Annotated in this window: 23 protein-coding genes and 2 tRNA genes; 8 read left to right on the forward strand and 17 right to left on the reverse strand. The window is 46.5% G+C overall.

What is annotated here, in order from left to right; all coding sequences use genetic code 11:
* The first annotated feature begins 37 nt into the window (after positions 1-37).
* Positions 38-1,114, forward strand: coding sequence for a calcium:cation antiporter (locus tag MVI27_RS04225; RefSeq protein ID WP_246959441.1), 1,077 nt, complete (start codon positions 38-40; stop codon positions 1,112-1,114).
* Here the strand turns inward: MVI27_RS04225 and MVI27_RS04230 are convergent, their stop codons facing one another.
* Complete coding sequence (locus MVI27_RS04230; RefSeq protein ID WP_246959442.1) at positions 1,115-1,498, reverse strand: group III truncated hemoglobin; 384 nt, start codon at positions 1,496-1,498, stop codon at positions 1,115-1,117.
* 214 nt (positions 1,499-1,712) lie between these two features.
* On the opposite strand from MVI27_RS04230, the gene MVI27_RS04235 reads away from it, so the two are divergent.
* On the forward strand, positions 1,713-2,201 hold the full coding sequence (locus MVI27_RS04235) for a YkgJ family cysteine cluster protein (protein ID WP_246959443.1): 489 nt from the start codon (positions 1,713-1,715) through the stop codon (positions 2,199-2,201).
* Between the two features lie 13 nt (positions 2,202-2,214).
* Here MVI27_RS04235 and gdhA read toward each other — a convergent pair whose 3' ends face one another.
* From gdhA to MVI27_RS04250, 3 genes are all read right to left on the reverse strand, one after another.
* Complete coding sequence (gene gdhA, locus MVI27_RS04240; RefSeq protein WP_246959444.1) at positions 2,215-3,573, reverse strand: NADP-specific glutamate dehydrogenase; 1,359 nt, start codon at positions 3,571-3,573, stop codon at positions 2,215-2,217.
* Positions 3,574-3,692: 119 nt separating this feature from the next.
* Positions 3,693-4,808 (reverse strand): DNA-processing protein DprA, encoded by a 1,116-nt coding sequence (gene dprA / locus MVI27_RS04245; protein ID WP_246959445.1) that lies wholly within the window; start codon positions 4,806-4,808, stop codon positions 3,693-3,695.
* 31 nt (positions 4,809-4,839) lie between these two features.
* Positions 4,840-5,613 (reverse strand): rhomboid family intramembrane serine protease, encoded by a 774-nt coding sequence (locus MVI27_RS04250; RefSeq protein ID WP_246959446.1) that lies wholly within the window; start codon positions 5,611-5,613, stop codon positions 4,840-4,842.
* A gap of 150 nt (positions 5,614-5,763) precedes the next feature.
* Between MVI27_RS04250 and MVI27_RS04255 the strand changes: the two genes are divergently transcribed.
* Positions 5,764-6,864, forward strand: coding sequence for a DUF3078 domain-containing protein (locus MVI27_RS04255; protein WP_246959447.1), 1,101 nt, complete (start codon positions 5,764-5,766; stop codon positions 6,862-6,864).
* Position 6,865: 1 nt separating this feature from the next.
* Here the strand turns inward: MVI27_RS04255 and MVI27_RS04260 are convergent, their stop codons facing one another.
* From MVI27_RS04260 to MVI27_RS04295, 8 genes are all read right to left on the reverse strand, one after another.
* Positions 6,866-8,401 carry a YifB family Mg chelatase-like AAA ATPase gene (locus tag MVI27_RS04260; RefSeq protein WP_246959448.1) on the reverse strand — a complete coding sequence of 512 codons (1,536 nt, stop codon included), beginning with the start codon at positions 8,399-8,401 and terminating at the stop codon, positions 6,866-6,868.
* Between the two features lie 372 nt (positions 8,402-8,773).
* Positions 8,774-8,848, reverse strand: a tRNA-Val gene (locus MVI27_RS04265).
* 35 nt (positions 8,849-8,883) lie between these two features.
* A tRNA-Val gene (locus MVI27_RS04270) sits at positions 8,884-8,958 on the reverse strand.
* Between the two features lie 54 nt (positions 8,959-9,012).
* Positions 9,013-10,251: a bifunctional folylpolyglutamate synthase/dihydrofolate synthase gene (locus MVI27_RS04275; protein ID WP_246959449.1), complete on the reverse strand. Its 1,239-nt coding sequence runs from the start codon at positions 10,249-10,251 to the stop codon at positions 9,013-9,015.
* Between the two features lie 59 nt (positions 10,252-10,310).
* Complete coding sequence (locus MVI27_RS04280) at positions 10,311-11,159, reverse strand: ferric siderophore ABC transporter substrate-binding protein (protein WP_246959450.1); 849 nt, start codon at positions 11,157-11,159, stop codon at positions 10,311-10,313.
* Positions 11,160-11,174: 15 nt separating this feature from the next.
* Positions 11,175-11,573, reverse strand: coding sequence for an ExbD/TolR family protein (locus MVI27_RS04285; protein ID WP_246959451.1), 399 nt, complete (start codon positions 11,571-11,573; stop codon positions 11,175-11,177).
* Positions 11,573-12,247, reverse strand: coding sequence for a MotA/TolQ/ExbB proton channel family protein (locus tag MVI27_RS04290; RefSeq protein ID WP_246959452.1), 675 nt, complete (start codon positions 12,245-12,247; stop codon positions 11,573-11,575). The genes MVI27_RS04285 and MVI27_RS04290 overlap by 1 nt, the downstream gene beginning before the upstream one ends.
* A gap of 98 nt (positions 12,248-12,345) precedes the next feature.
* Entirely contained in the window at positions 12,346-12,807 is a 462-nt protein-coding gene (locus tag MVI27_RS04295; RefSeq protein WP_246959453.1) for a hypothetical protein, read from the reverse strand.
* Between the two features lie 173 nt (positions 12,808-12,980).
* Between MVI27_RS04295 and MVI27_RS04300 the strand changes: the two genes are divergently transcribed.
* Positions 12,981-14,774 (forward strand): DUF885 domain-containing protein, encoded by a 1,794-nt coding sequence (locus MVI27_RS04300; protein WP_246959454.1) that lies wholly within the window; start codon positions 12,981-12,983, stop codon positions 14,772-14,774.
* A 77-nt stretch (positions 14,775-14,851) separates the two neighbouring features.
* Here MVI27_RS04300 and nth read toward each other — a convergent pair whose 3' ends face one another.
* Positions 14,852-15,490, reverse strand: coding sequence for an endonuclease III (gene nth, locus MVI27_RS04305; RefSeq protein ID WP_246959455.1), 639 nt, complete (start codon positions 15,488-15,490; stop codon positions 14,852-14,854).
* A 33-nt stretch (positions 15,491-15,523) separates the two neighbouring features.
* Here nth and bcp point away from each other — a divergent pair, with 33 nt between their 5' ends.
* Positions 15,524-15,976: a thioredoxin-dependent thiol peroxidase gene (bcp, locus tag MVI27_RS04310; RefSeq protein WP_246959456.1), complete on the forward strand. Its 453-nt coding sequence runs from the start codon at positions 15,524-15,526 to the stop codon at positions 15,974-15,976.
* On the opposite strand, the gene MVI27_RS04315 is transcribed toward bcp, so the two are convergent.
* The 3 genes from MVI27_RS04315 to MVI27_RS04325 all read right to left on the reverse strand — a co-directional run bounded on the left by MVI27_RS04315 (position 15,973) and on the right by MVI27_RS04325 (position 20,015).
* A complete protein-coding gene (locus tag MVI27_RS04315; protein WP_246959457.1) occupies positions 15,973-17,193 on the reverse strand; it encodes an aminotransferase class V-fold PLP-dependent enzyme in 1,221 nt (406 codons plus the stop codon). The two genes, bcp and MVI27_RS04315, sit on opposite strands and share 4 nt — an antisense overlap.
* An 82-nt stretch (positions 17,194-17,275) precedes the next feature.
* On the reverse strand, positions 17,276-18,412 hold the full coding sequence (locus tag MVI27_RS04320) for a serine hydrolase domain-containing protein (RefSeq protein ID WP_246959458.1): 1,137 nt from the start codon (positions 18,410-18,412) through the stop codon (positions 17,276-17,278).
* Positions 18,413-18,473: 61 nt separating this feature from the next.
* The gene (locus MVI27_RS04325) at positions 18,474-20,015 is read right to left on the reverse strand and encodes a glycine--tRNA ligase (protein ID WP_246959459.1); all 1,542 of its coding nucleotides are present in this window, start codon (positions 20,013-20,015) and stop codon (positions 18,474-18,476) included.
* A gap of 222 nt (positions 20,016-20,237) precedes the next feature.
* On the opposite strand from MVI27_RS04325, the gene MVI27_RS04330 reads away from it, so the two are divergent.
* Positions 20,238-20,756 (forward strand): GNAT family N-acetyltransferase, encoded by a 519-nt coding sequence (locus tag MVI27_RS04330; RefSeq protein WP_246959460.1) that lies wholly within the window; start codon positions 20,238-20,240, stop codon positions 20,754-20,756.
* A gap of 60 nt (positions 20,757-20,816) precedes the next feature.
* Here the strand turns inward: MVI27_RS04330 and MVI27_RS04335 are convergent, their stop codons facing one another.
* Positions 20,817-21,308 carry a hypothetical protein gene (locus MVI27_RS04335; protein WP_246959461.1) on the reverse strand — a complete coding sequence of 164 codons (492 nt, stop codon included), beginning with the start codon at positions 21,306-21,308 and terminating at the stop codon, positions 20,817-20,819.
* A 102-nt stretch (positions 21,309-21,410) separates the two neighbouring features.
* Here MVI27_RS04335 and MVI27_RS04340 point away from each other — a divergent pair, with 102 nt between their 5' ends.
* Together MVI27_RS04340 and MVI27_RS04345 are read left to right on the forward strand one after the other, a co-directional pair.
* Positions 21,411-22,418, forward strand: a complete 1,008-nt coding sequence (locus MVI27_RS04340) for a quinone-dependent dihydroorotate dehydrogenase (protein WP_246959462.1) — start codon at positions 21,411-21,413, stop codon at positions 22,416-22,418.
* A gap of 103 nt (positions 22,419-22,521) precedes the next feature.
* On the forward strand, positions 22,522-23,412 hold the full coding sequence (locus MVI27_RS04345) for a restriction endonuclease (RefSeq protein ID WP_246959463.1): 891 nt from the start codon (positions 22,522-22,524) through the stop codon (positions 23,410-23,412).
* Positions 23,413-23,426 lie beyond the last annotated feature (14 nt).

Consider the following 23,426-nt stretch of genomic DNA (forward strand, 5'->3'; position numbering starts at 1 on the left):
TTCTGCACAATTTTTATTATTTTGCGAAAAATCACGAATGAAATTTAAGCAACTGCTGCACTGGACGATTCTTGTCCCCTTAATCTCTGCTGTTTTTTATCTTTCCGGCTGGCTCGGAACTTCCACATTTACCAATGTCATCGGTGCTTTGTTTTTATTTGGCAGTGTGCTGGCGGCGGTGCATCATGCTGAAGTAGTGGCACACAAAGTAGGAGAACCTTATGGAACCGTAATCCTGGCCATCTGTATCACGATTCTGGAAGTAGGACTTATTATTTCCTTCATGCTTTCCGGTGGCGATGGTGCGCTTACCTACGCACGCGACACTGTCTTTGCAGCGGTCATGCTGATCCTGAACGGTATTCTGGGTATATGCATCTGGGTGGGCAGCCGCAAATATAAAGAGCAGTTTTTCATAACCAATTCAGCACCTTCTTATCTGGTAAGTCTGGTCGTGATCTTGGTACTCACCCTGATTCTCCCAAATTATACATCCACCGAACATGGCCCTTTTTACAGTGAAGCACAGCTGGTGTTTGTGTCTTTGGCCTGCCTCACCGTGTACGGTACTTTCCTGATGTTTCAGAATGTGCGCCACCGGAATTACTTTGTGGAAGGCACACCGGATCACACGCTGCATGAAGCAGATCCGCCCTCAGCAAGACGCACCGTTCTAAGTGTGTTTTTGCTTATAATCAGTCTGGCTGTTGTAATCTTTATGGCTAAAGGTTTATCGCCGGTCATCGAGGCTTTTGTAGAGCATATCGGAGCACCGCCTGAACTGGTGGGTGTCATCATCGCGGCGGTCGTGCTGTTGCCGGAAGGACTGGCAGCGATTCGTGCCGCCCGGAATAATCAGATTCAGTCTTCCATCAATTTGGGACTCGGTTCTGCGCTTGCCAGTGTCGGGCTCACCATTCCCGTAATTTCCACGGTGTGTATCCTTTATGATATTCCGTTCGTGCTGGGCCTGGACATGAAATCCATTATTCTCCTTGCCTTATCTGTCTTCATCGTAATGCTTTCCCTGAGCCGCGGCAAAACCAATCACCTGTATGGAACGGTACTGCTGGTAAACCTCGCGGCATATATTTTTACGGTGATAGTTCCGTAATCAGGAAAGGCGTCGTGCCATTTCCATCTTGTAGGCCATCAGGTTGGCAATGTTGGTCGCTTTGTAAACAGCAAGGTCCGCTTTTTCACCACTGAAATTCTCAGTGACGGTTTCCGTCCAGAGTTTCAGCCAGTGCTCAAAATGTGCTTTCTCCATCGCCGCCTCGGCATTCACCGGGAAGTGTGCGGCCATGGGATTGCCTTTGTACGAGATCTGCCCGAAAAGCAGCGTTTCCCAGAAGGCATACATTTTCGGCAGGTGTTCGCTCCAGTTTACCTTAGCCACATCATTAAAGAAAAAACCAATCGTTTCATCCTGCTGAACTTTTTGATAAAAAGCGTTGACCAGGAATTCTATATCTGCGCGTGTTTCTAAAACTTTCATACTGCAAATTTACCCTAAAAATTTGAGGGTCAGCTTTCTGCGCAGAATGATATTTTTCAGGGCGGACATTTCGCGCTCTGCGCTCATACTCCTCGCTCGGTCGGCTCCGCTGCGCTCTGCCGCCTCGCTGCGGGGTAACCGCTGCTATCGCGGCCGCAGTACGATTTTATTTCCCGGTGTGCGCTGTTTTATTTCAGCTTCGTAATTTTGCAGCATGGATCCCGAAGAAATCCGCCGGCAGGGACTGCTGCGGAACAAAGAACACAAAGCCTTCCTGAAAAACCTGAAAGCCAAACCGCCGCGCGATCTGGACTACACCGTGCAGAAAGTTCATGACGAAGTCTTCCAGAAGGTGGATTGCCTGCAATGTGCCAACTGCTGCAAAACCACCGGACCGCTGTTTACCTCAAAGGACATCGAGAGAATTGCCAAACACCTGCGCATGAAACCGGCAGCCTTTCAGCAGCAATATCTGCGCACCGATGAGGATGGCGATGAAGTATTGCAAACATTGCCGTGTACCTTTCTCGCCGCCGACAATACCTGCCTGATTTATGAAGTCCGTCCGCGCGCCTGCAGGGAGTTTCCGCACACCGACCGCAAGAAAATCTATCAGATCAACCATCTTACTTTAAAGAACACCCTGATTTGTCCGGCCGCTTTTCAGTTCGTCGAGAAAATGCAGGAGCGGCTTAAAAAATAACAGCACCAATTCCCTAGACTACGCCCTGCGCCAGCATGGCATCGGCTACTTTCACAAAGCCGGCGATGTTTGCTCCTTTCACATAATTAATATAACCGTCAGGCTGGCTGCCGTAGGCACAGCAGGCATCATGAATTCCCTTCATGATTTCGTGCAGGCGTTCGTCCACTTCTTCCGCGCTCCAGTTCAGCCGCATTGAATTTTGCGTCATTTCCAGGCCCGAGGTGGCCACACCGCCGGCATTAGCTGCTTTGCCCGGGGCAAACAGGATTCGGTTTCGGGTAAATAAGGAAATCGCGTCTAAGGTGCAGGGCATATTGGCCGCTTCGGTAACGCATTGTACGCCGTTGGCAATCAGCATTTCAGCATCTGCACCGTTCAGTTCATTTTGGGTCGCCGCCGGAATGGCAACATCACACGGCACTTCCCACGGTCTGCGCCCCGCCCGGAATTCTGCTTCCGGAAAACGCTCAGCATATATTGCTGCGCGGTTGTGGCCTGCAGCGCGCATTTCCAGCAGGAAATCGATTTTCTCACCGGAGATGCCTTCCGGATCAAAAATGTATCCATCCGGTCCGCTGATGGTAACCACCCGGCCGCCCAGTTCCGTTACTTTTCGGATGACGCCCCAGGCGACATTTCCAAAACCAGATACCGTGAATGTTTTTTCGCGTATTTCTTCTCCTTTGGTTCGCAGCATTTGTTCACAGAAATAGGTGACGCCATATCCCGTAGCTTCCGGGCGGATCAGTGAGCCGCCGTATGCCAAACCTTTACCGGTGAGGACACCTGTAAATTCATTGCAAATCTTTTTATACTGACCGAAGAGATAGCCAATTTCCCGGGCGCCAACCCCAATATCACCGGCAGGAACATCGGTCTCCGGACCGATGTGTTTAAACATCTCGGTCATAAAAGCCTGGCAGAAGCGCATAATCTCCATATCGCTGCGTCCCTGCGGTTCGAAATCGGCACCTCCTTTTCCGCCACCCATCGGTAGCGTGGTCAGCGAATTTTTAAAGGTTTGTTCAAAGGCCAGAAACTTCAGGACAGAAAGATTCACTGTCGGATGAAAGCGAATGCCGCCCTTGTAGGGACCGATAGCAGAATTCATCTGCACCCGGAATCCACGGTTTACCTGTATTTCACCCTGATCATCCACCCACGGCACCCGGAAGATAATAACCCGCTCCGGTTCTACCATTCGCTCCAGGAGTTTCATTCCCGCATACCGGGGATGTGTTTCTATAAAAGGCAGAACGGTGGCGGCTACTTCCTGCACGGCCTGCAGGAACTCCGTTTCGTGTGGATTTTTAGCCTCAAAATTTTGCATGAAGTGGCGCACCTCATCCTGTAACTGCTCGATTTCCATATTTTCGCTTATTTTTGGTACTAACAAATTTACTTAAAACCAAAGCAAATAATACGGAAACCACAGCTTATTTTAAATATAAATACAAAAACATTTTTGAAAGCGATTACGCACTAAAATTAATGCACACGCAGATACTGACGGCCTGATAATGCTTTTACATGACCGCTCATTTCAAGATTCAGCAGATCCGGCAGAATACGGTAGGCAGGCAGATCTAATCTTTCAGCGATGTCATCCAGAGACACAGGAGTTTTCTTATCGAGATGATCCAGAATCTGCTGCAAATCCGGCGGTAACAAAATTTTAATTTCACAGGCCGGGAAGAGTTCCTCCATCGCGTCTTTGGTTCCGGAAAGGTCCAGGTCTTCTATCAGTGCTGAAATGGTCGAGATGGCCGCAGCTTTATTTTTATAAATTAAATGGTTGCAGCCCTGGCTGTAGGTTTCATCAATACGGCCGGGCAGTGCAAATACTTCGCGGTTGTACACATTAGCGAAAGTAGCGGTGCTCACCGAGCCGCCGCCAAAAGCTGTTTCAACGACAATGGTGGCCGGTGCCATTCCGGCAATAATACGGTTCCGCTGAATAAAGTTTTCGCGATCCGGTTTTTGGGAGGAATTAAATTCTGTGTACAAAGTGCCGCCTTTTTCGAGAATCTCACGGGCAAGCCGCCGGTTTGCCGCCGGATATAAGGTGTGGAAACCGTGTGCCAGTACTGCCGTGGTAGGAATGTCATTCTGAACAGATCTGCGGTGCACTTCTGAGTCAGCGCCCAGGGCCAACCCGCTGATGGTCACTACAGGATAATGCTTTAGTTCATCCAAAAGCTGATCTATAAAAACTTTTCCATAATCAGAGAGTTTTCGCGTACCTACGATGCTGATCGGCTGCTTTTCCTGTGGCGCCGGAACCCCTTTGCGGTATAAAACGGCCGGCGCATCTTCGCATTGTTGCAGCAGCGGAGGGAGTTCATCAAGATGGCGCAACAGAACCGTAATGTTATTTTTCTCGCAAAATTCCAGTTCGCGCTGTGCAAAATCCAGGTGTTCCTGTGCGCCGATATGTTCTGCAATCTTTTTTCCAATGCCTGTAATGCTTTGCAGACCTGAGCGTGACAACTGCCAGACTTCCTTGGCGGAGCCTGCTTCGCGCACCAGTTTCCGGAAAACAAGATCACCAACGAGCGGGCAATGTCGCAGAGCAATGGAGTATAGAATTTCCTCGGATGGCATACGCAGGATTTTTAATAAATGTACTTAAAAATTATTCATTCCGCCGAATGTCGTCTAAATGATCCCACACACTGTCTTTCTTTTTGTGCGGAAGCTCCAGAAAGTCATCCGGATATTTTTCCTTGTACTGCTGCCAGAGTTTATCATCCTTCTCACTATAGTAATTGGGGAATTGCCAGATGAACTTTTTCTTTTTCTCGCCATCCTTTCTAAACACAAATGCCAGAATAATCCCGATAACCGCACCGGCCAGGTGGGATTGCCACGAAATACGGCTGGGCTCACTGAGGTGTGAAAAAAGTTCTTCCGGAAAAACGCCCCAGATCAAACCGCCATAATAGAGTGCAACCACAAGTGAGACGGTCAGAAAACGCATATCCCAGCGGAAAATTCCACTGAAGAAAAGAAAAAAGGCGAGCACATATACAATTCCGCTTGCGCCGATAATGCAGACATGCGTGAACTCACCGGTCAAAATATCCAGTGGTGGCAGGAGCCATACGAGCAGGCCGGTGAGAATCCAGCCGAGAAAAAAAATCTTTTTTGCCTGAAAATGATAGAAGTGGAAGAGTAGCGCCATCAGTACAAAGATGGGGACCGCATTCCCGAACAAGTGTTCAAAACCACCATGAAGGAACGGCGAAAATAATACGCCCTTCAGCCCATACGGACTCAGCGGTATAATCGCACCATAACAACCCTGGAACCAGCCTGCGTGCTGCATAATGAAACCCAGCACCATCAGCACAACCATTGCTGCAGGGTACAGCAAAGTGGACAATCGGAAAGCAGGGTCTTCTCTCATATGCGCAACGGGTGGCAAAAAATTCACCAAAAAATTCTTGCAGCAATTATGGCTGCTGGAAATTTAAAATTAATTAAAATCCGACAAAAAGTACTATAACTCCGGCAGATAATATGGCAAAGTGCCGCGATTGTCTTAAATTTGTCCGCTATGAGAAAGGTATTGGGTGTGAGCATGCTGTGTATTTCTGCAGCTGCATTCTCACAAAAGGAGAAAAATATTTCCACTGCAATTGATTCCATTGCGCAACAAAGATGGACCGCCAGGGCGTTGGACCTGGATAGTCTCGGAAATCCTGAGTTTGAAAAACTGGTCATCAAAATGCGGGACACGCTTGTGATTCCGCAACGCGCGGCCATCGTGGACGGTGATGACGAGATCCCGGTAACGCCCTACAATATCCTGCAGCGAAAAGATCCGGTGCGCTGGTTTTATTATGGCCAGAATAATGTGGTCTTCAACCAGTCTACTTTCTCCAACTGGAATTCTGGGGGGAATAACAACATCGGAATTATCGGTAAAATTAATTATACCATCAGTTACAAAAAGGAGCGCAATTTCCTGGATAACAATATCCAATTGGGATATGGATTTGTGGCAACGGAAGGAGAAACTTCCCGCAAAACAGAAGATTACATTAACCTGACCACCAACTACGGTTATGATATCGGCCGGCATTACTACCTTTCTACCGGTTTCCAGTTCTTATCTCAGTTCTCGACAGGATTTAATTACTCAGCTACTCCTAATCCGACGTATGAAGACCGTATTTCTAAATTCATGTCACCCGGCTATTTGTACGCGGGTCTCGGTATTCTGTACAACCCGAATGAAAACTTTCAGGTTATCTTCCGGCCGGTGAACGGAAAGTTTACTTTTGTTACAGATCCATATCTGCAGAAAGCAGGTCGTTATGGTTTGGAACGAGATGGCCAGGCTGTGCGCTCAGAAATTGGGGCGCTGGTCAATGTGTTATACCGACTCAAAATTTTTAAAGACGTGAATTTCGTCAGTCAGCTGAATCTCTTTAGCAACTACGCCAGCCATCCGGAACGTGTGGACATTGCGTATAATGGAACTTTAAATTTAAAATTCAATAAGTTTATTACCACCGTGGTAAGCGTAGATCTGCTGTACGACCATGATCAGTTGCAGAATCTGCAGTTAAAGCAAACACTGGGTGTAGGCTTTGCGTACAATTTCGGCTTTGAAATGAAGCAAAAAAATAAGATTAACCCTTTCGTAAAATAAGTCAGACGTTCCAGAACTCACGGTCCAGGCTGCGGTACTGAATTGCTTCTGAAATATGATGCGGTTGTAATTCTGATGTTACTTCCAGATCAGCGATGGTTCGTGCCACTTTCAGAATACGATCGTAAGCACGTGCGCTGAGATTCAGTTTCTCCATCGCATTTTTAATGAGGGTTTTGCACGCCTCATCTAGCACGCAGTACTTTTCAATTTCACGCGGACCCATTTGTGCATTATAGTGAATATCGCTGTCCTGATAGCGCTGGCTTTGCAGTTCGCGTGCTTTCAGAACGCGCTGGCGGATTTCCTCGCTTTTCTCGCCCTTGCGCCGGTCTGCCAGCTGTTCAAACTCCACTTTCTGTACTTCGATATGAATATCAATCCGGTCCAGCAGAGGCCCGGAGAGTTTGTTCATATACCGCTGCATTTCAAACTGCGACGAAGTATTATTAGGATCATCCGGAAAATAGCCACTGGGACTTGGGTTCATGCTGGCCACAAGCATAAAACTGGCCGGGTAGTTTACCGTGAATTTAGCACGTGAAATTGTTACTTCCCGGTCTTCCAGCGGCTGACGCATGACCTCCAGGACGGTGCGTTTGAATTCAGGCATTTCATCGAGAAATAGAACACCGTTGTGCGCCAGCGAGATTTCACCCGGCTGCGGATAACTACCGCCTCCAACAAGGGCGACATCAGAAATGGTGTGATGCGGACTGCGGAACGGCCGCACTGTCATCAGTGAAGTTTCGGTGCCGATCTTCCCGGCAACTGAATGAATTTTGGTGGTTTCCAATGCTTCTCTTAAAGTAAGCGGCGGGAGTATGGTGGGGACGCGCTTGGCAAGCATGGTTTTACCGCTTCCCGGCGGCCCGATCAGGATAATGTTGTGTCCACCCGCAGCAGCGACTTCCATCGCACGTTTGGCTGTTTCCTGTCCTTTGACTTCGGAGAAATCATTTGGAAATTCGAAAACGCGTTCCTGAAACTCGCGCCGCACATCGATGGTCGTACGCTCTAAAGGGCTACCGGCATTAAAATAATCCACGACCTCGCGGATGTTTTCAACACCATATACTTCGAGATCACTTACAATGGCGGCTTCGCGCACATTCTGTTTCGGGAGAATAATTCCGCGGAAACCTTCTTCCCGTGCTTTGATAGCAATAGGAAGAACGCCCTTGATGGGCAGCAGCCCGCCGTCCAGCGAGAGTTCGCCCATGATGATAAACTCCTCAATTCCTGCTGCGGTAATTTGTCCGGAGGCAGCTAAGATGCCTAAGGCAATGCTGAGATCGTATGAGGAGCCTTCTTTCCGCAGGTCCGCCGGTGCCATATTGATGGTAATCTTCTTGCCGGGAATCTTAAAGCCAATATTTTTCAGCGCAGCAGAAATACGGTAGCTGCTTTCTTTAATTGCATTGTCCGGCAGGCCCACGAGATGATACCCAACACCGCCGGTATCGACATTCACTTCGATGGTAATCGTCTGCGCAGAAACTCCATGAATAGCACTTCCGTAAACTTTGGTTAGCATAGCCTTTGTCTTTTAAGTTAAAAGTAACAAATATTTAGCATATTCGCAGAGCAGGAATTTAAATGAAAACTATTTTATAATTAACAGCACCTTATTTATTATGAATTAATAAAAATGAGGTGGTTATAAAGGGTAGAAAGTGCTGAATTCTGTAATTTGTGCGCGTATATCCTTATATCTTAAAAACAAAAAATCCCGAATTGCTCCGGGATTTATTTTCGCGTCTAGCGAAAGTGGGCGGTACAGGATTCGAACCAGCGACCTCTGCAATGTCATCTCGTCCCCAAACGAGACTAAACCAACTGAGCTTATTTCCTTTAAAAACAAAAAATCCCGAATTGCTCCGGGATTGATTTTCGCGCCTGGCGAAAGTGGGCGATACTGGGTTCGAACCAGCGACCTTTGCGATGTCAACGCAACGCTCTAAACCAACTGAGCTAACCGCCCTAAAAGAAAAAACCTCAGATCTCTCTGAGGTTTTGTGGGTCCTGAGGGATTCGAACCCCCGACCCTCTGGGTGTAAACCAGATGCTCTGAACCAACTGAGCTAAGAACCCGTGTCATTTGGTTGGTGTTCCAAATTTTTGGTGCTGCAAATATACAAGCTTTTTCTATAACTCCAAATTATTTTTCAAAAATTCTCCGACAATAAAGTTGCTTCCGCCGAGGAAAATCATTTCTTCTTTTGTAATATTCTCTTTTACAAATAGATATGCCTGCTGCAGATTTTGAAAAATTTTGTAATTAATTTTGAATTTTTTCAGCGTGTCCTCGTACGATTCCGGCGAAAGTCCACGATGGTTCTGCGGTTTCACAAAGTAGCAGCGGGAATCGGCGGGCAAAAGGGGGATAATATCCTCTACTTTTTTATCTGAAACAAAACCTAAAACGATATGTTTAAAATAAGGCATCTCGGAAAGTTGCTGAAAAACCAACTGTAGCCCGGCCGTATTATGTGCCGTGTCGCAAATAACCAAAGGATCCTCTGAGATCGTGAACCAGCGGCCTATAAAACCGGTATTTTCATGAACATGAAGAAGTCCTTCGGTTATCGCCTGCTCTTCAATCATAATTCCCTGTTCTTTTAAGACCGCAATAAGAGCAATAACGACGCGAATGTTTTTTTTCTGATAACTTCCTGTCAGATCCGATGTATAAGGGACCTCTAGGGTGGTTGCATCAATAAAGGGTGCTCCCACCGCTTCGGCACAGCTCCGGAAGATCTTTTGTATGTTGGGCCGCTCTTCACCGGAGATAACGGGCACAGCAGGTTTAATGATGCCTGCTTTTTCCACAGCAATCTCCTCCAAAGTTTCTCCCAGCAGGTCCTGATGGTCCAAACCGATATTGGTGATCGCAGTGGCACCGGGTGTAATAATATTGGTGGCATCCAGCCGGCCGCCTAATCCCGTTTCAATCACAGCAAAATCCACCTTTTGCTCAGCGAAATAAGTAAAAGCCATCACGGTGGTAAATTCGAAGAAGGAAGGCTGAATATCGGAAGGAAGGTTTTTCAGCTTCTCAATCATATCGAACACGAACTGCTGCGCACACGGTTGTCCGTTCACCCGAATTCTTTCGCTGAAATCAATCAGATGGGGAGAAGTGAATAAGCCTGTTTTATATCCCTGCTGCTGCAGCACAGAAGCCAGCATATTGCAGGTTGAACCTTTGCCGTTGGTCCCTGCTACATGAATCATTTCCAGCTTCTCCTGCGGGTTGCCAAAATAATCGCATAATCTACGAATATTGTCAAGGCCCGGTTTGTAAGCTGTCTTGCCGCTGTTTTGATAGTTGGGCAATTGTTTAAAAAGCCAGTCGATTGCGTCCTGATACTGTTGTGAAGTCATACCGCAAAATTCGGAAAAAGAATTTAGCTGTAATGATTCTTGGAGGGCTTTGCTTAAACTTAGAAAGTGATGCTGTAGGAACCGGTGGAGGAAGTGGAAGCTGCTTCTGCTTTCACATATTTTTTAACCCAGCCTACAGTTGTGTTTACGATACAGCCGTCGGAAACACCGCCCGACCGGCGTGCAGATACTACGTTCCCCGCCTTATCAACGGTATATGCGATGGTAATGGTACCACTCGCCGCACAATTATGCGCAGGCTGTGCGCCACCGCGGCCCATCGTACCGGGGATAAAGCCAACCAGCTTGCGATCTACACCAATCCGGCTGTCGCCATTGCTTTCGCCACCCAGCGGGTCGCCCGGATTGCCGGTGGTATTTTGTGAGCCTTGTGAGCCGGTTTTATTTCCGCGGCCGCGAATGAGGTTACCGATGGCGGCCGTACCGCGCCCGTCTCCGCTGCCGGTGGTGCTGTTGGATTGTTTGGCTTTGCTCGCTGCGGGTTTTGCTGTGGAGGTCGGTTTGTTCTTGCTGGCAGCGGCTGTTTTTTCGGCTTTTGGTACGGCAGCAGGCTGATTACCGCTGATGATTTTTTCAGCAGCAGGCGTCTTCTTTTCCGGCGTGGGCGATGGTAACGTCTCTGTGGTGGGATTACTCACATTTTCGCTCATCACCGTTTCAGCAGACTGGCTGCCATCTTCGGGTGCCGGTTCTGTATCGGGTCTTCCCTCGAATTCATCACCAAAGTTGAGCAGCATGGTGGTTACCTGTTCCGGCTGTTCCTGCTGCTGTGTGAAGGTATAAAAATAAAGCCCCAGGAATATCAGCAGCGCCACGACAAAGGTCAGGAGGGCGCTTTTCAGCCGGTCCTGTTTTTCATTTCTTTCTCGGGCGGTGATATAATCCATTGGTTAACTTAAAATTTACTCTTCCTGCGTAGTGGCAATCGCCAGGTTATAATGATGTTTCTCTGCAATTTCCATGACAAATACCACATCTTTGTGGCGGGTGTCCTCATCAGCACGAATAGTAAACGCAGGTTTTTCTTCATTTTTCAAAACATCCACGAGGTAGGGCTCCAGCTCCTCCCGTGCAATCTCCTTATCGTTTACGAAATACTGTCCGTCTGCTTTAATGCTAACCACGGCAGGGTCCTGAACGCTGGGCGTGGTTAAAGTGGCTTTGGGTAATTTTACATCAATAGCACTCTGACTGATCGCTGAACTGGTAATCATAAAAAATATGAGCAGCAGGAAAATAATATCCGTCATCGAGGCCATACTGAATTCAGCATTCACCCGGTTTTTTCTTTTTAATTCCATTACAGCGGGGTATTTAAGGTATCCAGAAATTCATTCACATGCGTCTGAATCTTTAAAACCAGGCGGTCCACATTGGTTACCAGAATATTATAGAAAAAGTAAGCGGGGATTCCAACAAAAAGACCTGCTGCTGTAGTTGCCATCGCGGTATAAATCCCGGAGGCAAGCAATTTCGGGCTCACGGCGCCGGTTACGTTGGATATTTCAAAGAAAGCCATGATCATCCCGACTACTGTTCCCAGGAAGCCCAGCATCGGAGCCGCACCGGAGGCAGACGCCAGAATATTCAGGTTTTTCTCCAGCTTGGAAACCTCCAGCTGGCCCTGGTTCTGCATCGCATTGGAAATATCGGAAATAGGACGCCCGATTCTGGCCAGTCCTTTTTCAATCATCCGCGCTTCGGGCGAATTGATGGCTTTGCAGTAATCAATGGCAGTGGTGATTTTTCCTTCTTCCACAAAATCTTTGATGTTCTCCAGAAAATTCGGCGTTGGTTTCGAGGCACGCTTGATAAAGAAATAACGCTCTAAAAAGATATACAATGCCAAAATCCCAATCAGGAAAATAGTAATCATAATTACGTTTCCGATGATGCCGCCGCCGAACAGGATTTCCCATAGTGAAAAAACATGTGTCTCAGTAGCCGCAACGGGCGCAGGTGTTTGTAAAAACATTATATTCTTTTTTTTTAATTTAAATGAAACGGCAAAACAGCCTTAATATTATAAGGAAAATAAGATACAGCTGCAAGAAAACTCCGGTATAATCGAGATTAATCCTCTGCCAGGTCCGGTTCTTCCTCGCGGAAATGGCATTTGAGCTGAAACGGAATCTGCGCGTCGCCTGCCGTATAAAAATCATCAATGGTTCCCTGCCAGTGCAACTCAAGATCACCATCGGTATTGGTTTTGAAGCAAAGCGTGCTGGTACCCAGATAGGCATCTTCGTCACAGTGCAGATCTACCTCCGTGTAGGCTTCATCATCACTGTCTTCCACAGAAAAAGTCTGTCCCGATAGTTCTGCCCGGTCAAGCGGAAAGTCGGACACAGCCAAGGTGAGCTGCGGGAAACCGTACTGCAGGGAATCGTCATCCACATGGTCAAGGTCATCATTAGTATTGATTTCTACTTCCAGAAAGTGCTGGCTATTGCTGTAGATTGATTTACAATAAGTATCGTGGATGTGATATTTAAGGGTTTCATCCGGATGGTAGATTTTCAAAATCCCTTTCATGTAATGCGCTAAGATTGAGTTGATTTATGAATCATTAACAGACCGGACAAAGATAAAAAATAGATTGGTGCCGCAAAATTTTTTATAATACCCGCCAAGTGGCAGTTTGCAAAGCTTCCATATCCCTTTATTTTAAACAAAAAACCGCTAATTTAGCAACAGAAAAAACAGAGATGAAAAATATATTTTCGGTTATATCAGTCATGCTGATTTCGGTAGCACTCTTCATTAGCTGCAAGAAAACAGATTCTCCCATTGTGAAAATCACGCCGGTTTCGGTGGATTCCATTGCTGCGGAATATTATGAGCAATATCTGAAACTCTACCCGCTGGAAGCCACCGCGCAGGGCGATAACCGGTATAATGACCAGCTGCCCATTAATATTGATAAAGACTTTATCTCCGGCGAAATTTCTTTTTATAATTCAGTACAGTCCCAATTGAAAAAAGTGGATTATAATTCCCTGACCGATGAGGAGAAAACCATTTATGATGTGCTGGATTATACTTTGAAAGATAAAATTGAGCGCTATGCTTATCATCCTGAATATATTCCCTTCACGCAGTTTGGCGGTTTGCCACTGGAGTTGCCGTTACTCGGCAGCGGTGAAGGAAGCCAGCCTTTTGCTACGGTAAAGGATTATGAAGACTGGCTGAAGAGAATGGAAAGATTTCCGGATTGGATGGAAACAGCGACAGAAAATTTCCGCCTCGGAATTAAAAATAATATAGTGCTGCCCAAGAAGCTGGTGGCCAAAATGATTTTGCAGATGAGCGCTGCTGAACTCACCGACCCGGCGCTGGATGCCAATATTTTCTTCGGACCGATTCGTACCTTCCCCAAATCTTTTACTTCTGTTCAGAAACAAAAATTTACCAGTGCCTACAGTGAGGTGATCACTTCTCAGATAATTCCGGCATATCAAAAGATGGCGGCCTTCCTGGAAAATGAATACCTGCCCAAAGCACGGGATACCGATGGAATCCATGCACTGCCGAAAGGGAATGAAATCTATGCGTATTACACCAAAAGCTGGACAACGACCGGCCAAACACCGGAGCAAATCAACAAAACCGGGCAGCAGCAGGTAGAAATGCTGCGCTCCGAAATGGCAAAAATCCAGCAGGAACTCGGTTTCGAAGGAACGCTGGAAGAATTCATCCAGCACTTAAAAGAAGAGCCGGCGGCAATGCCGTATAAAAATGAAAAGGAAGTTATTGCCGGCTTTAATGCGATTTTAAAACAAATTGAACCCAAGCTGAAAACCATGTTCAGCACATTTCCAAAAACGCCTTTTGAAATCCGGCAAACGGAGAAATTCCGTGAGGCTACGGCCAGCGCTGAATATGTGCCGGGCACGCCGGATGGGAAAAGACCTGGGATTTTTTATATTCCGCTGCCGGTACCGGAACGCTTTAACGTCACTTCCGGCATGGAATCTCTTTTCCTGCATGAAGCTATCCCGGGGCATCACTACCAGATTTCATTGCAGCAGGAAAATACTTCTTTGCCTAAGTTTATGCGTTTCGGCTGGATTGGCGCCTTTGGCGAAGGGTGGGCGCATTACTGTGAAACACTGGGGCCGGAGTTCGGATTATACACCGATCCGTATCAGCGCATGGGATACCTGAGCGACCAGATGCTGCGGGCCGTTCGCCTGGTCATAGATACCGGCCTCCATACCGGCACCATGACGCGTGAGCAGGCAATTACGTATTTCCTAAACAACATTGCCTACGATGAAGCCGGCGCTGTGGCAGAAGTGGAGCGCTACATGGCCATGCCGGGACAGGCGCTCGGATACAAAATCGGTGCGCTGAAAATCCGGGAACTGCGCGATCTGTACCAAAAGAAACTTGGTAAGCGTTTTAATCTGGCAAAGTTCCATGATGAATTGCTGAACCAGGGATGTCTTCCGCTGGATGTGCTGGACCGGAAAATGGCAAGCTGGGCGAAAAAGCAGTAAATTGCTTGTTAGCAGCGATAAATATTCGCCGCAAAAGGCAAATTTTATAAATAAAAGGAGAGCACAACCAGATAATTTTAAGTGGTGGCGTTCTCTTTTGGCGGGAACAGCAGGGCGGTAATATGGTCGCGGTCGCGTTTACCGCGTGCCGGCGAATATTCACGACCGTAGTAGATAATCTGAAGGTGCAATTTGTTCCAGAGTTCTTTGGGGAAAATTTTCTTGGCATCCTTTTCTGTTTCCACCACGTTTTTTCCGGAGGTCAGTTTCCACTGCGTCATCAGCCGGTGGATGTGGGTGTCAACCGGAAATGCCGGAAATCCAAATCCCTGACTCATTACGACCGAAGCTGTTTTATGCCCTACACCGGGCAGCGCTTCGAGTTCTTCAAAAGTTTGTGGTACAATTCCCTCATGTCGTTCCACCAGCAATTCGGCCATGCGCTTCAGATTTTTAGCTTTGGTATTGCTTAAGCCAATTTCGCGTATCAGATATTTGATTTCGTCTACTTCCAGTTCCTGCATCCGGAACGGGTCACCCGCTACTTCAAAAAGTTTGGGCGTAACTTCATTTACTTTTTTATCGGTGGTTTGTGCAGAAAGAGCCACGGCGACCAGCAGGGTAAACGGATTGCTGTGATCCAGCGGAATAGGCGTTTGGGGATATAATTTCTCCAGTTCTTCTATAACGATGGCGGCTCTTTGCTTTTTAGTCATTTTCCCATTAAATTTGAAACAAAAATAAACATTATGTTACAAGTTGGCGATCACCTGCCCGAATTCACCGGCGTGGACCAGGACGGCCAGACCCTTCGTTCAGAAGATTTTAAAGGAAAAAAACTTATCGTGTTCTTTTATCCCAAAGCCAGTACACCCGGCTGCACTGCCGAGGCCTGCGACCTGAATAATAACCTGGAAACATTACAAAATAATGGCTATCAATTGCTGGGTATTTCGGCAGATCCGGTGAAAGCGCAAAAGAAATTCCACGAAAAATATGGCTTTCAATATCCCTTAATTGCCGATGAATCCAAAGAGATTGTGGAAAAGTTCGGCGTGTGGCAGCTCAAGAAATTCATGGGCCGTGAATTTATGGGCATCGTGCGCACCACTTTTATTTTCGATGAAAAGGGAATCTGCACCCGTGTCATCGAAAAGGTGAAAACCAAGGAAGCTGCCGCTCAAATTCTGGAAGAAGGTTAACTCAGCATTCTTTGTGCTTTGCGCACGCCGTCCGCCAGCGCATCAATTTCTTCGAAGGTGTTGTACATGGCAAAACTGGCGCGCACGGTTCCGGCTATTTTATAGAACTCCATGATCGGCTGGGTACAGTGGTGGCCTGTGCGCACCGCGATGCCCAGCTTATCGAGTATCATCCCGACATCCGAAGCAATGCCCACGCCTTCGAGATTAAAGGAAACAACACCGGTGCGATTTGCTTTTTCGGCGTAGATGCGCAGACCGTCGATTTCGAGGAGCTTTTTTTGCGCGTATTCTAACAAAGCATTTTCATGCGTTTGAATTTGCTCATGCCCGATTCTTTCCATAAAATCTACCGCAGCGCCCAAGGCGATATTGCCGCCCACATTTGGCGTGCCGGCTTCAAATTTAAAAGGCAGGTCTGCATACGTTGTTTTCTCAAAAGAACAAGTGGCAATCATTTCTCCGCCACCGTGGAAGGGCTGTATTTTTCGGAGTAAATCCTCTTTTCCATACAGAATGCCGGTGCCCATCGGTGCATACATTTTATGACCAGAGAAGACGAAGAAATCGCAGTCCATTTGCTGCACATCAATTTTAAAATGCGGTACAGACTGTGCGCCGTCCACTACAATCAGCGCCTCAGAGGCCGCGCGGGCTTTGGCGATAATCTCGTTTACCGGGTTGATGACACCCAGTGCATTGGAAACCTGGTTTACTGAAATGAGTTTCGTTTTCTCGCTTATATGTTCATCCAGGAAATCCAGCTGCAGCATGCCATTTTCATCAATCGGGATGACTTTCAGCACCGCACCGGTGCGTTCTGCCAGCATTTGCCATGGAACAATGTTGGAATGGTGCTCCAGGTACGAAATAATAATTTCATCACCCGCTTTCAGCATATTGGTCATGGCGTAAGCAATCAGGTTTAAACCTTCTGTGGTGCCTTTGGTGAAGATAACTTCGTAGTCGTGTTGGGCATTAATAAACCGCTGCACTTTGCGGCGCGCCTGTTCCATGGCTTCAGTGGCTACCTGGCTGAGGGTGTGAATTCCGCGGTGAACATTGGCGTTTATTTCGGTGTAGTATTTATTCCACGCTTCCAGCACCGGCAGCGGCTTTTGAGAGGTAGCCCCGTTATCCAGGTAAATAAGTGGCTTGCCGTTAACGGTTTGCGTAAGGATAGGAAACTGAGAACGAATATGTTGGATGTCAAACATGGATGTTATTTAGAATACATCAAATTTACGGAAATTTAAATGGATTTTTTCATCATTGTTCAGGCAGAAATCTGTCGTATTTTTAATGGACCTTACTGAGTTCACGTACGAGCACTTCCACCTGCTCCGGCCGTCCTTTGCTGTCCAAAGCTTCATTCCTATTCATGCCTGTACGCACAATGACTATGTTTTCCGAAGGAACCATAATGATATATTGCCCGTACAGTCCGCGAAAATAAGTGTGCGGAAGGGCAGCTTCCTTGTTCGTCCATAAACCCATGCCATAAGCGCCGTCCGAAAGTTTTGTCGGTGTTTGCATTCTTTCCACAAAGGCAGAGTCCAGCAGTTGCCGGTTATTGAAGTTTCCTTTATTTAAAATAAGCTGGCCCAGTTTGGCAAAATCGCGCGGAATGGCATTCAGGCAACAGAAGGTTTTTTCCATCCCGAAATCATCGGTGTTCCAGACGGCGTTTTGCTCCATGCCTAGCGGTTGCCACAGTTTTTCGGAAGCGTACTGCGAAATATTCATCGTTAAAGATTTCCTTAAAGCAAAACCCAACAGTTGCGTGGCACCGGATTGATACTCGAATTTTTTGCCCGGCTCTTCTTTGATTTCACGCAGGAAAGCAGCTTCTTCCAGAGATTTGCCGTAGTACGCGCGCGCATTCGGCGTGAGCGGATTGCTGTAATCTTCGGGCCAGTTCAGGCCGGCTTCCATTTGTGCCAACTGGAGTAAAGTAAGGTGTTTCCCGAATTCCGTGTTTTTATAATTTGAAAAAAAATTACTGAATTTCTGATTCCAGCTGCTGATTTTCTTTTCCTGAATGGCGATACCGGTCAGCATCACCGTTACGGCTTTCGCCATGGAAAAGGAATTGGTGGCGGTCATGCCATCATACGGCTCCCAGTATTGCTCATGCACCAGCTTGCCATCGCGGATGACAAGCAGTGAAGCGGTTTCAGTTGCTTTCAGTTCCTCCAGCAGCGCAGGCGGTAACTGGTTTTTATTATAAGAATCACTTTCTTGCCACGGAATGGGTTGCAGTGTTCGTACTGTATGGCCCGGGAAATAGGTGCGGTCATCAATTGTGGCACCGCGCACGCCGCGCAAATACGTTTCGCGGATGCCTTTAAATAAATAACTGTATCCCAACGCATAAATCAAAGCAATAACAGCAGCGGCACCCACGGCGACAGAACGAATAATTTTAGCAAACATATCTTATAAATAAAAAAAAGGTTCCGAAGCGTTCCGGAACCTGTAAATATAGATGCAAATTTTAAATCTTGGAAAGCAGATTTCTGAAATTTGTTTTCTCGTCGATGATTCTTCTTAAATCTGAAACTGCAACGCGCTCCTGCTGCATCGTATCGCGGTCGCGCAACGTTACGGTATGGTCTGTCAGCGTGTCGTGATCCACGGTAATACAGAACGGTGTACCTATCGCATCCTGACGGCGGTAGCGCTTGCCGATGCTGTCCTTGTCCTCATAAATCATATTGAAATCATAGCGCAGGTCATTGAATATTTTTTCACCGTATTCGCCCAGGCCGTCTTTTTTCATTAATGGTAAAATAGCTGCTTTCACCGGAGCCAGAGCCGGCGGCAAAGAAAGCACGGTACGCTCGGAACCGTCTTCCAGGACTTCATCTTTCAGGCAGTTGGAGAAAATAGCCAGGAACAAACGGTCCAGACCTACGGACGTTTCCACTACGTACGGCACATAGCTCTCATTGCGCTCACTGTCAAAATACTGCAGCTTGCGGCCGGAGAATTCTTCGTGTGCCTTCAGGTCAAAATCGGTGCGGGAATGAATTCCTTCCAGTTCCTTAAACCCAAACGGGAATTTAAATTCAATGTCGGCGGCGGCATTGGCGTAATGTGCCAGCTTTTCGTGGTCGTGGAAACGGTAATTATCTGCACCCAGGCCTAAAGACAAATGCCAGTTCAGGCGTTTTTGTTTCCAGGTTTCATAGAACTCCAGCTCCGTTCCCGGCGGTACAAAAAACTGCATTTCCATTTGCTCGAACTCACGCATACGGAAAATAAACTGCCGCGCAACGATCTCGTTACGGAAGGCTTTTCCTATTTGCGCAATCCCGAAAGGCAGGCGGTGGCGCGAGGTTTTCTGCACGTTCAGGAAATTCACGAAAATTCCCTGCGCTGTTTCCGGACGCAGATATAAATCAGTTGCATTTTCCGAGGCAGCACCCAGCTTGGTACCAAACATCAGATTGAACTGCCGCACTTCCGTCCAGTTTTTGGAGCCGGTATCGGGATCTGCAATTTCCAGTTCTTCGATCAGTGCTTTCACGTCGGCCAGGTCTTCTTTTTCCAGCGACTGCGCCATGCGGGAAAGTATGGTTTTCTGCTTTTCGCGGTATTCCAGCACGCGCGGATTGGTGGTTTCAAATTCGTTTTTATCGAAGGCATCACCGAATCTTTTGGCTGCTTTATCGATTTCCTTTTGTGCTTTATCTTCCAGTTTCGCACAGTAATCTTCCAGCAAAACATCAGCGCGGAAACGCTTTTTGGAATCTTTATTGTCAATCAGCGGATCGTTAAATGCATCTACGTGGCCGGAAGCTTTCCAGATGGTCGGGTGCATGAAAATAGCCGAATCAATCCCCACAATATTATCATTCAGCTGCACCATGGCTTTCCACCAGTACTGCTTGATATTGTTTTTTAACTCCGCACCATTCTGCCCGTAATCGTAAATTGCAGAAAGCCCGTCATAAATCTCACTGGAGGGGAAAATAAACCCGTACTCCTTCGCGTGCGAAATCAGCTTTTTGAAAACATCCTCCTGTTTTGCCATCGTAATTAGAATTTAAGGGCAAAAATAGGCATTTTAATTATGATAATCAGGAGCCGGGAACCCGCTTTCCGCTATATCTTTTGCTTCGCTGCGCTACGCAAAAGGATGCCACTGCAATCGGGGCTAGCGGTATCCTCATCTCCGGCAAAGCAGTGCACAAGGTCATCAGCCGCGAGCATCACAATAGGATTGGCTATCTTTACCCGAAATGACTTTTTGAATATGACCATTCTGAACAGTACCCGGGACGATATTCCCGAAATTTTCCGCCTTTATCACCTGGCCACAGAATATCAGAAGAAAACTTTTCCCGATAATCTCTGGCCCGAATTTGACCACAAGCTCATAGAAACCGAAGTCGCTGAAAACCGTCAGTTTAAACTGATGATCGACGGCAAGATTGCATGTGTTTGGGCCATTACGTTTAATGATGAAATTATCTGGCCGGAAGATGATGGCGTTTCTTCGGTCTACATTCACCGGATTGCCACCAATCCCGACTTCCGCGGAAATGATCTGGTGAAAAAAATTGTAGACTGGGCAAAGGAATATGCCATTTCACTCGGTAAAAAATATGTGCGGCTGGACACCTGTGGTGATAACACGCGGCTGATTAACCATTACCAAAAATGCGGTTTTGAATTCCTGGGGCTGACACATTTGCATGACTCCGCGGGGCTGCCGCCGCATTATGAGGATGCTGATGTATGTTATTTTGAGATTAAACTTGATAATGCATAGATAAAAAGAAAGGGCGGAAAATATTTTTCTGCCCTTTTTGTTTCTATCCAATTCTTTTAATTAAAAATTATAGCTCAGCGCCACGCCGTTCCCGGTACCCTCAAGTTTAAAATAAGGCTCGAAAGCAGTGGCTTCGCCGTTCTCAATTTGGATCGCTTTATCCAAGTTTTTCTTCGCGCTTACATAAAACGGAATGGAGACCAGGGCCAAACCGGCGCTTACACCAAAGACGGTCCAACGCGCACTGTTATCGGTGGTCACGGTACCAGAGCCCAGTGGTGTGCTCACAGTTTGCTCTTTCGGTGAGCTGAGGATCAATGCCAGACTCAGGCCCATGCCGAAACCGCCCGCGCCAGCGAAGATGTCGCCCGCTGTTTTATTCGCCCGCCCCTTTTTAAAATACGACTGCGCTTCCGCTTTATGCAAAACCTGCTCGTACTGGGAGAACTTGTATCTCGCACCATCTCTTACCAGTTTGTTCTGCTGCAGCGTGGTCTGACTGAACATTGCTTGAAAGCATAACACAAGACTAAATAATAAAATTTTATTCATACATTATTTTTGTCAAAAGTATACTTTTTACTGATACATGCAGCTATATTTTATTCTCGGTGATGAATGTTTATTTAATTAAATTTGTCAAACTTTTCTTCCATGTACAAATCCTTGATTCGTCCCGTACTTTTCCGATTTGATCCGGAAAAAGTGCATTATTTTACTTTTTCGGTTTTAAAAAATTTTCCTTTTGCCGCCAGGCTTTTTCTGCCGAAACCCGTGGCAGATCCGCGGCTGGAGCGCGAGGTTTTTGGATTAAAGTTTAAAAATCCCGTCGGACTTGCTGCCGGGTTTGATAAGGATGCCAAGATGTTTCAGGAACTTTCCGACTTGGGCTTTGGTTTTATAGAAATCGGAACCTTAACACCGAAACCACAGGACGGAAATCCAAAAAAGCGACTGTTCAGGTTAAAGGAAGACCAGGCGATTATTAACCGGATGGGCTTCAACAACGGCGGTGTGGAAGCTGCGGTGGAACGCCTGCGGAAAAATAAAAACGTGCTTATTGGCGGGAACATCGGGAAGAATAAAGTGACGCCCAACGAACATGCAGCGGATGATTACATCATCTGTTTTGAGGAACTCTTTCCGGTGGTGGATTATTTCGTGGTAAATGTCAGTTCACCCAATACACCGAATTTGCGGGAACTGCAGGACAAAAAACCGCTCACCGAACTGCTCGGCACGCTGCAGCAACTCAACAGTAAAAAAGAAAAACCCAAACCCATTCTGCTGAAAATTGCGCCGGACCTGAGCGATGACCAGTTGCTGGATATTATTGATATTGTGCAGGAAACCCAGATTGCCGGCGTTATCGCTACCAATACTACGCTTTCCCGCGAAGGGCTGCAGTCTGAAAACAAGCAGGAAACCGGCGGATTATCCGGCAAACCTTTAACAAAACGCTCCACGGAAGTCATTCGTTTTCTATCCGAAAAAAGCGGCAAAGCATTTCCTATTATCGGTGTCGGTGGCATTCACACGGCAGAAGACGCGCTGGAGAAATTGGAAGCCGGCGCCAGTCTGGTACAGTTATACACGGGTTTTATTTATGAAGGGCCGGGGTTGATTGGGGAGATTAATCGCAGGATTTTAGCCGGAGCTTAAGCGCTGTTAGAGGTCAAAGCTCCACAGCGCTTAGTAGAAGACTGTTCGGTAAGAGAAAATTTTATTTATCTTTCTTCTTTTAATAATATCGGAAATAACTACGATGAATCAGCATATCCCAAAGTTTCATGAAACCTTTAGTCCAATTTTGGACGTATTGTCGAGCAGAGAAATTATCCATACAAGAGAAATGCAGAAGAGAGTAATTGAGAAGTATTACTCAGGATTACCGGCAGAATTACTGGAAGAGAAAACGAAATCGGGCGAAATCCTTATTAACAACCGTATAGCTTGGGGGAAATCCTATTTAAAAAAAGGTGGTTATATTCATTATCCTTCCAGAGGTCATGTACAAATTACAGAAAAAGGACTGCAGCAAAAAGATGTATTAAGTTTAAATGATTTGGAAAACGAAACCTCATTGTTAGACTTTTATACAACAGAAGATGAAAAGGAAACGCAGCAAACGGGACTTAAGAAAATTTCCAATGCTTCTCCGCAAGATTTAATAGATGAAGGTTTTGGACAAATGGAAGCTGAAGTTAAGAATGAACTTCTTGAAAAACTAAAAACTATTGATCCTTATTATTTTGAAAAAGTTGTTTTAAAACTACTGAATAAAATGGGGTACGGTGATTTCGTGGAAACTTCCAAGTCTGCTGACGGCGGGATCGATGGTATTATAAATGAAGATAAACTTGGTTTGGATAAAATCTATATTCAAGCCAAAAGATTCACAGAAAATAAAGTACGGGAAAAAGATATCCGAAATTTTATTGGCGCCATGAGTGGCGATACTAATAAAGGAGTTTTTGTAACCACTTCAATTTTTGATAAAGGTGCCAGCGAAAAAGCACGAACCGCGCATCATAAAATTATTTTAATTGATGGAAGTAAACTGGTTACTCTGATGCACGAATATAATGTTGGCGTACAGATCAAACAAACGTATGAAGTAAAACATCTTGATGAAGACTTCTTCGTAGAACAGTAGCTAAAATAACAGCA

Source organism: Chryseobacterium salipaludis (assembly GCF_022968825.1).
GTDB classification, from domain to species: domain Bacteria; phylum Bacteroidota; class Bacteroidia; order Flavobacteriales; family Weeksellaceae; genus Kaistella; species Kaistella salipaludis.

Excerpts from the sequence above, each read along its gene's own strand:
- MVI27_RS04225 (WP_246959441.1), top strand. The coding sequence starts at position 38 with ATGAAATTTAAGCAACTGCTGCACTGGACGATTCTTGTCCCCTTAATC.
- MVI27_RS04230 (WP_246959442.1), bottom strand. The coding sequence starts at position 1,498 with ATGAAAGTTTTAGAAACACGCGCAGATATAGAATTCCTGGTCAACGCT.
- MVI27_RS04235 (WP_246959443.1), top strand. The coding sequence starts at position 1,713 with ATGGATCCCGAAGAAATCCGCCGGCAGGGACTGCTGCGGAACAAAGAA.
- gdhA (WP_246959444.1), bottom strand. The coding sequence starts at position 3,573 with ATGGAAATCGAGCAGTTACAGGATGAGGTGCGCCACTTCATGCAAAAT.
- dprA (WP_246959445.1), bottom strand. The coding sequence starts at position 4,808 with ATGCCATCCGAGGAAATTCTATACTCCATTGCTCTGCGACATTGCCCG.
- MVI27_RS04250 (WP_246959446.1), bottom strand. The coding sequence starts at position 5,613 with ATGAGAGAAGACCCTGCTTTCCGATTGTCCACTTTGCTGTACCCTGCA.
- MVI27_RS04255 (WP_246959447.1), top strand. The coding sequence starts at position 5,764 with ATGAGAAAGGTATTGGGTGTGAGCATGCTGTGTATTTCTGCAGCTGCA.
- MVI27_RS04260 (WP_246959448.1), bottom strand. The coding sequence starts at position 8,401 with ATGCTAACCAAAGTTTACGGAAGTGCTATTCATGGAGTTTCTGCGCAG.
- MVI27_RS04275 (WP_246959449.1), bottom strand. The coding sequence starts at position 10,251 with ATGACTTCACAACAGTATCAGGACGCAATCGACTGGCTTTTTAAACAA.
- MVI27_RS04280 (WP_246959450.1), bottom strand. The coding sequence starts at position 11,159 with ATGGATTATATCACCGCCCGAGAAAGAAATGAAAAACAGGACCGGCTG.
- MVI27_RS04285 (WP_246959451.1), bottom strand. The coding sequence starts at position 11,573 with ATGGAATTAAAAAGAAAAAACCGGGTGAATGCTGAATTCAGTATGGCC.
- MVI27_RS04290 (WP_246959452.1), bottom strand. The coding sequence starts at position 12,247 with ATGTTTTTACAAACACCTGCGCCCGTTGCGGCTACTGAGACACATGTT.
- MVI27_RS04295 (WP_246959453.1), bottom strand. The coding sequence starts at position 12,807 with ATGAAAGGGATTTTGAAAATCTACCATCCGGATGAAACCCTTAAATAT.
- MVI27_RS04300 (WP_246959454.1), top strand. The coding sequence starts at position 12,981 with ATGAAAAATATATTTTCGGTTATATCAGTCATGCTGATTTCGGTAGCA.
- nth (WP_246959455.1), bottom strand. The coding sequence starts at position 15,490 with ATGACTAAAAAGCAAAGAGCCGCCATCGTTATAGAAGAACTGGAGAAA.
- bcp (WP_246959456.1), top strand. The coding sequence starts at position 15,524 with ATGTTACAAGTTGGCGATCACCTGCCCGAATTCACCGGCGTGGACCAG.
- MVI27_RS04315 (WP_246959457.1), bottom strand. The coding sequence starts at position 17,193 with ATGTTTGACATCCAACATATTCGTTCTCAGTTTCCTATCCTTACGCAA.
- MVI27_RS04320 (WP_246959458.1), bottom strand. The coding sequence starts at position 18,412 with ATGTTTGCTAAAATTATTCGTTCTGTCGCCGTGGGTGCCGCTGCTGTT.
- MVI27_RS04325 (WP_246959459.1), bottom strand. The coding sequence starts at position 20,015 with ATGGCAAAACAGGAGGATGTTTTCAAAAAGCTGATTTCGCACGCGAAG.
- MVI27_RS04330 (WP_246959460.1), top strand. The coding sequence starts at position 20,238 with ATGACCATTCTGAACAGTACCCGGGACGATATTCCCGAAATTTTCCGC.
- MVI27_RS04335 (WP_246959461.1), bottom strand. The coding sequence starts at position 21,308 with ATGAATAAAATTTTATTATTTAGTCTTGTGTTATGCTTTCAAGCAATG.
- MVI27_RS04340 (WP_246959462.1), top strand. The coding sequence starts at position 21,411 with ATGTACAAATCCTTGATTCGTCCCGTACTTTTCCGATTTGATCCGGAA.
- MVI27_RS04345 (WP_246959463.1), top strand. The coding sequence starts at position 22,522 with ATGAATCAGCATATCCCAAAGTTTCATGAAACCTTTAGTCCAATTTTG.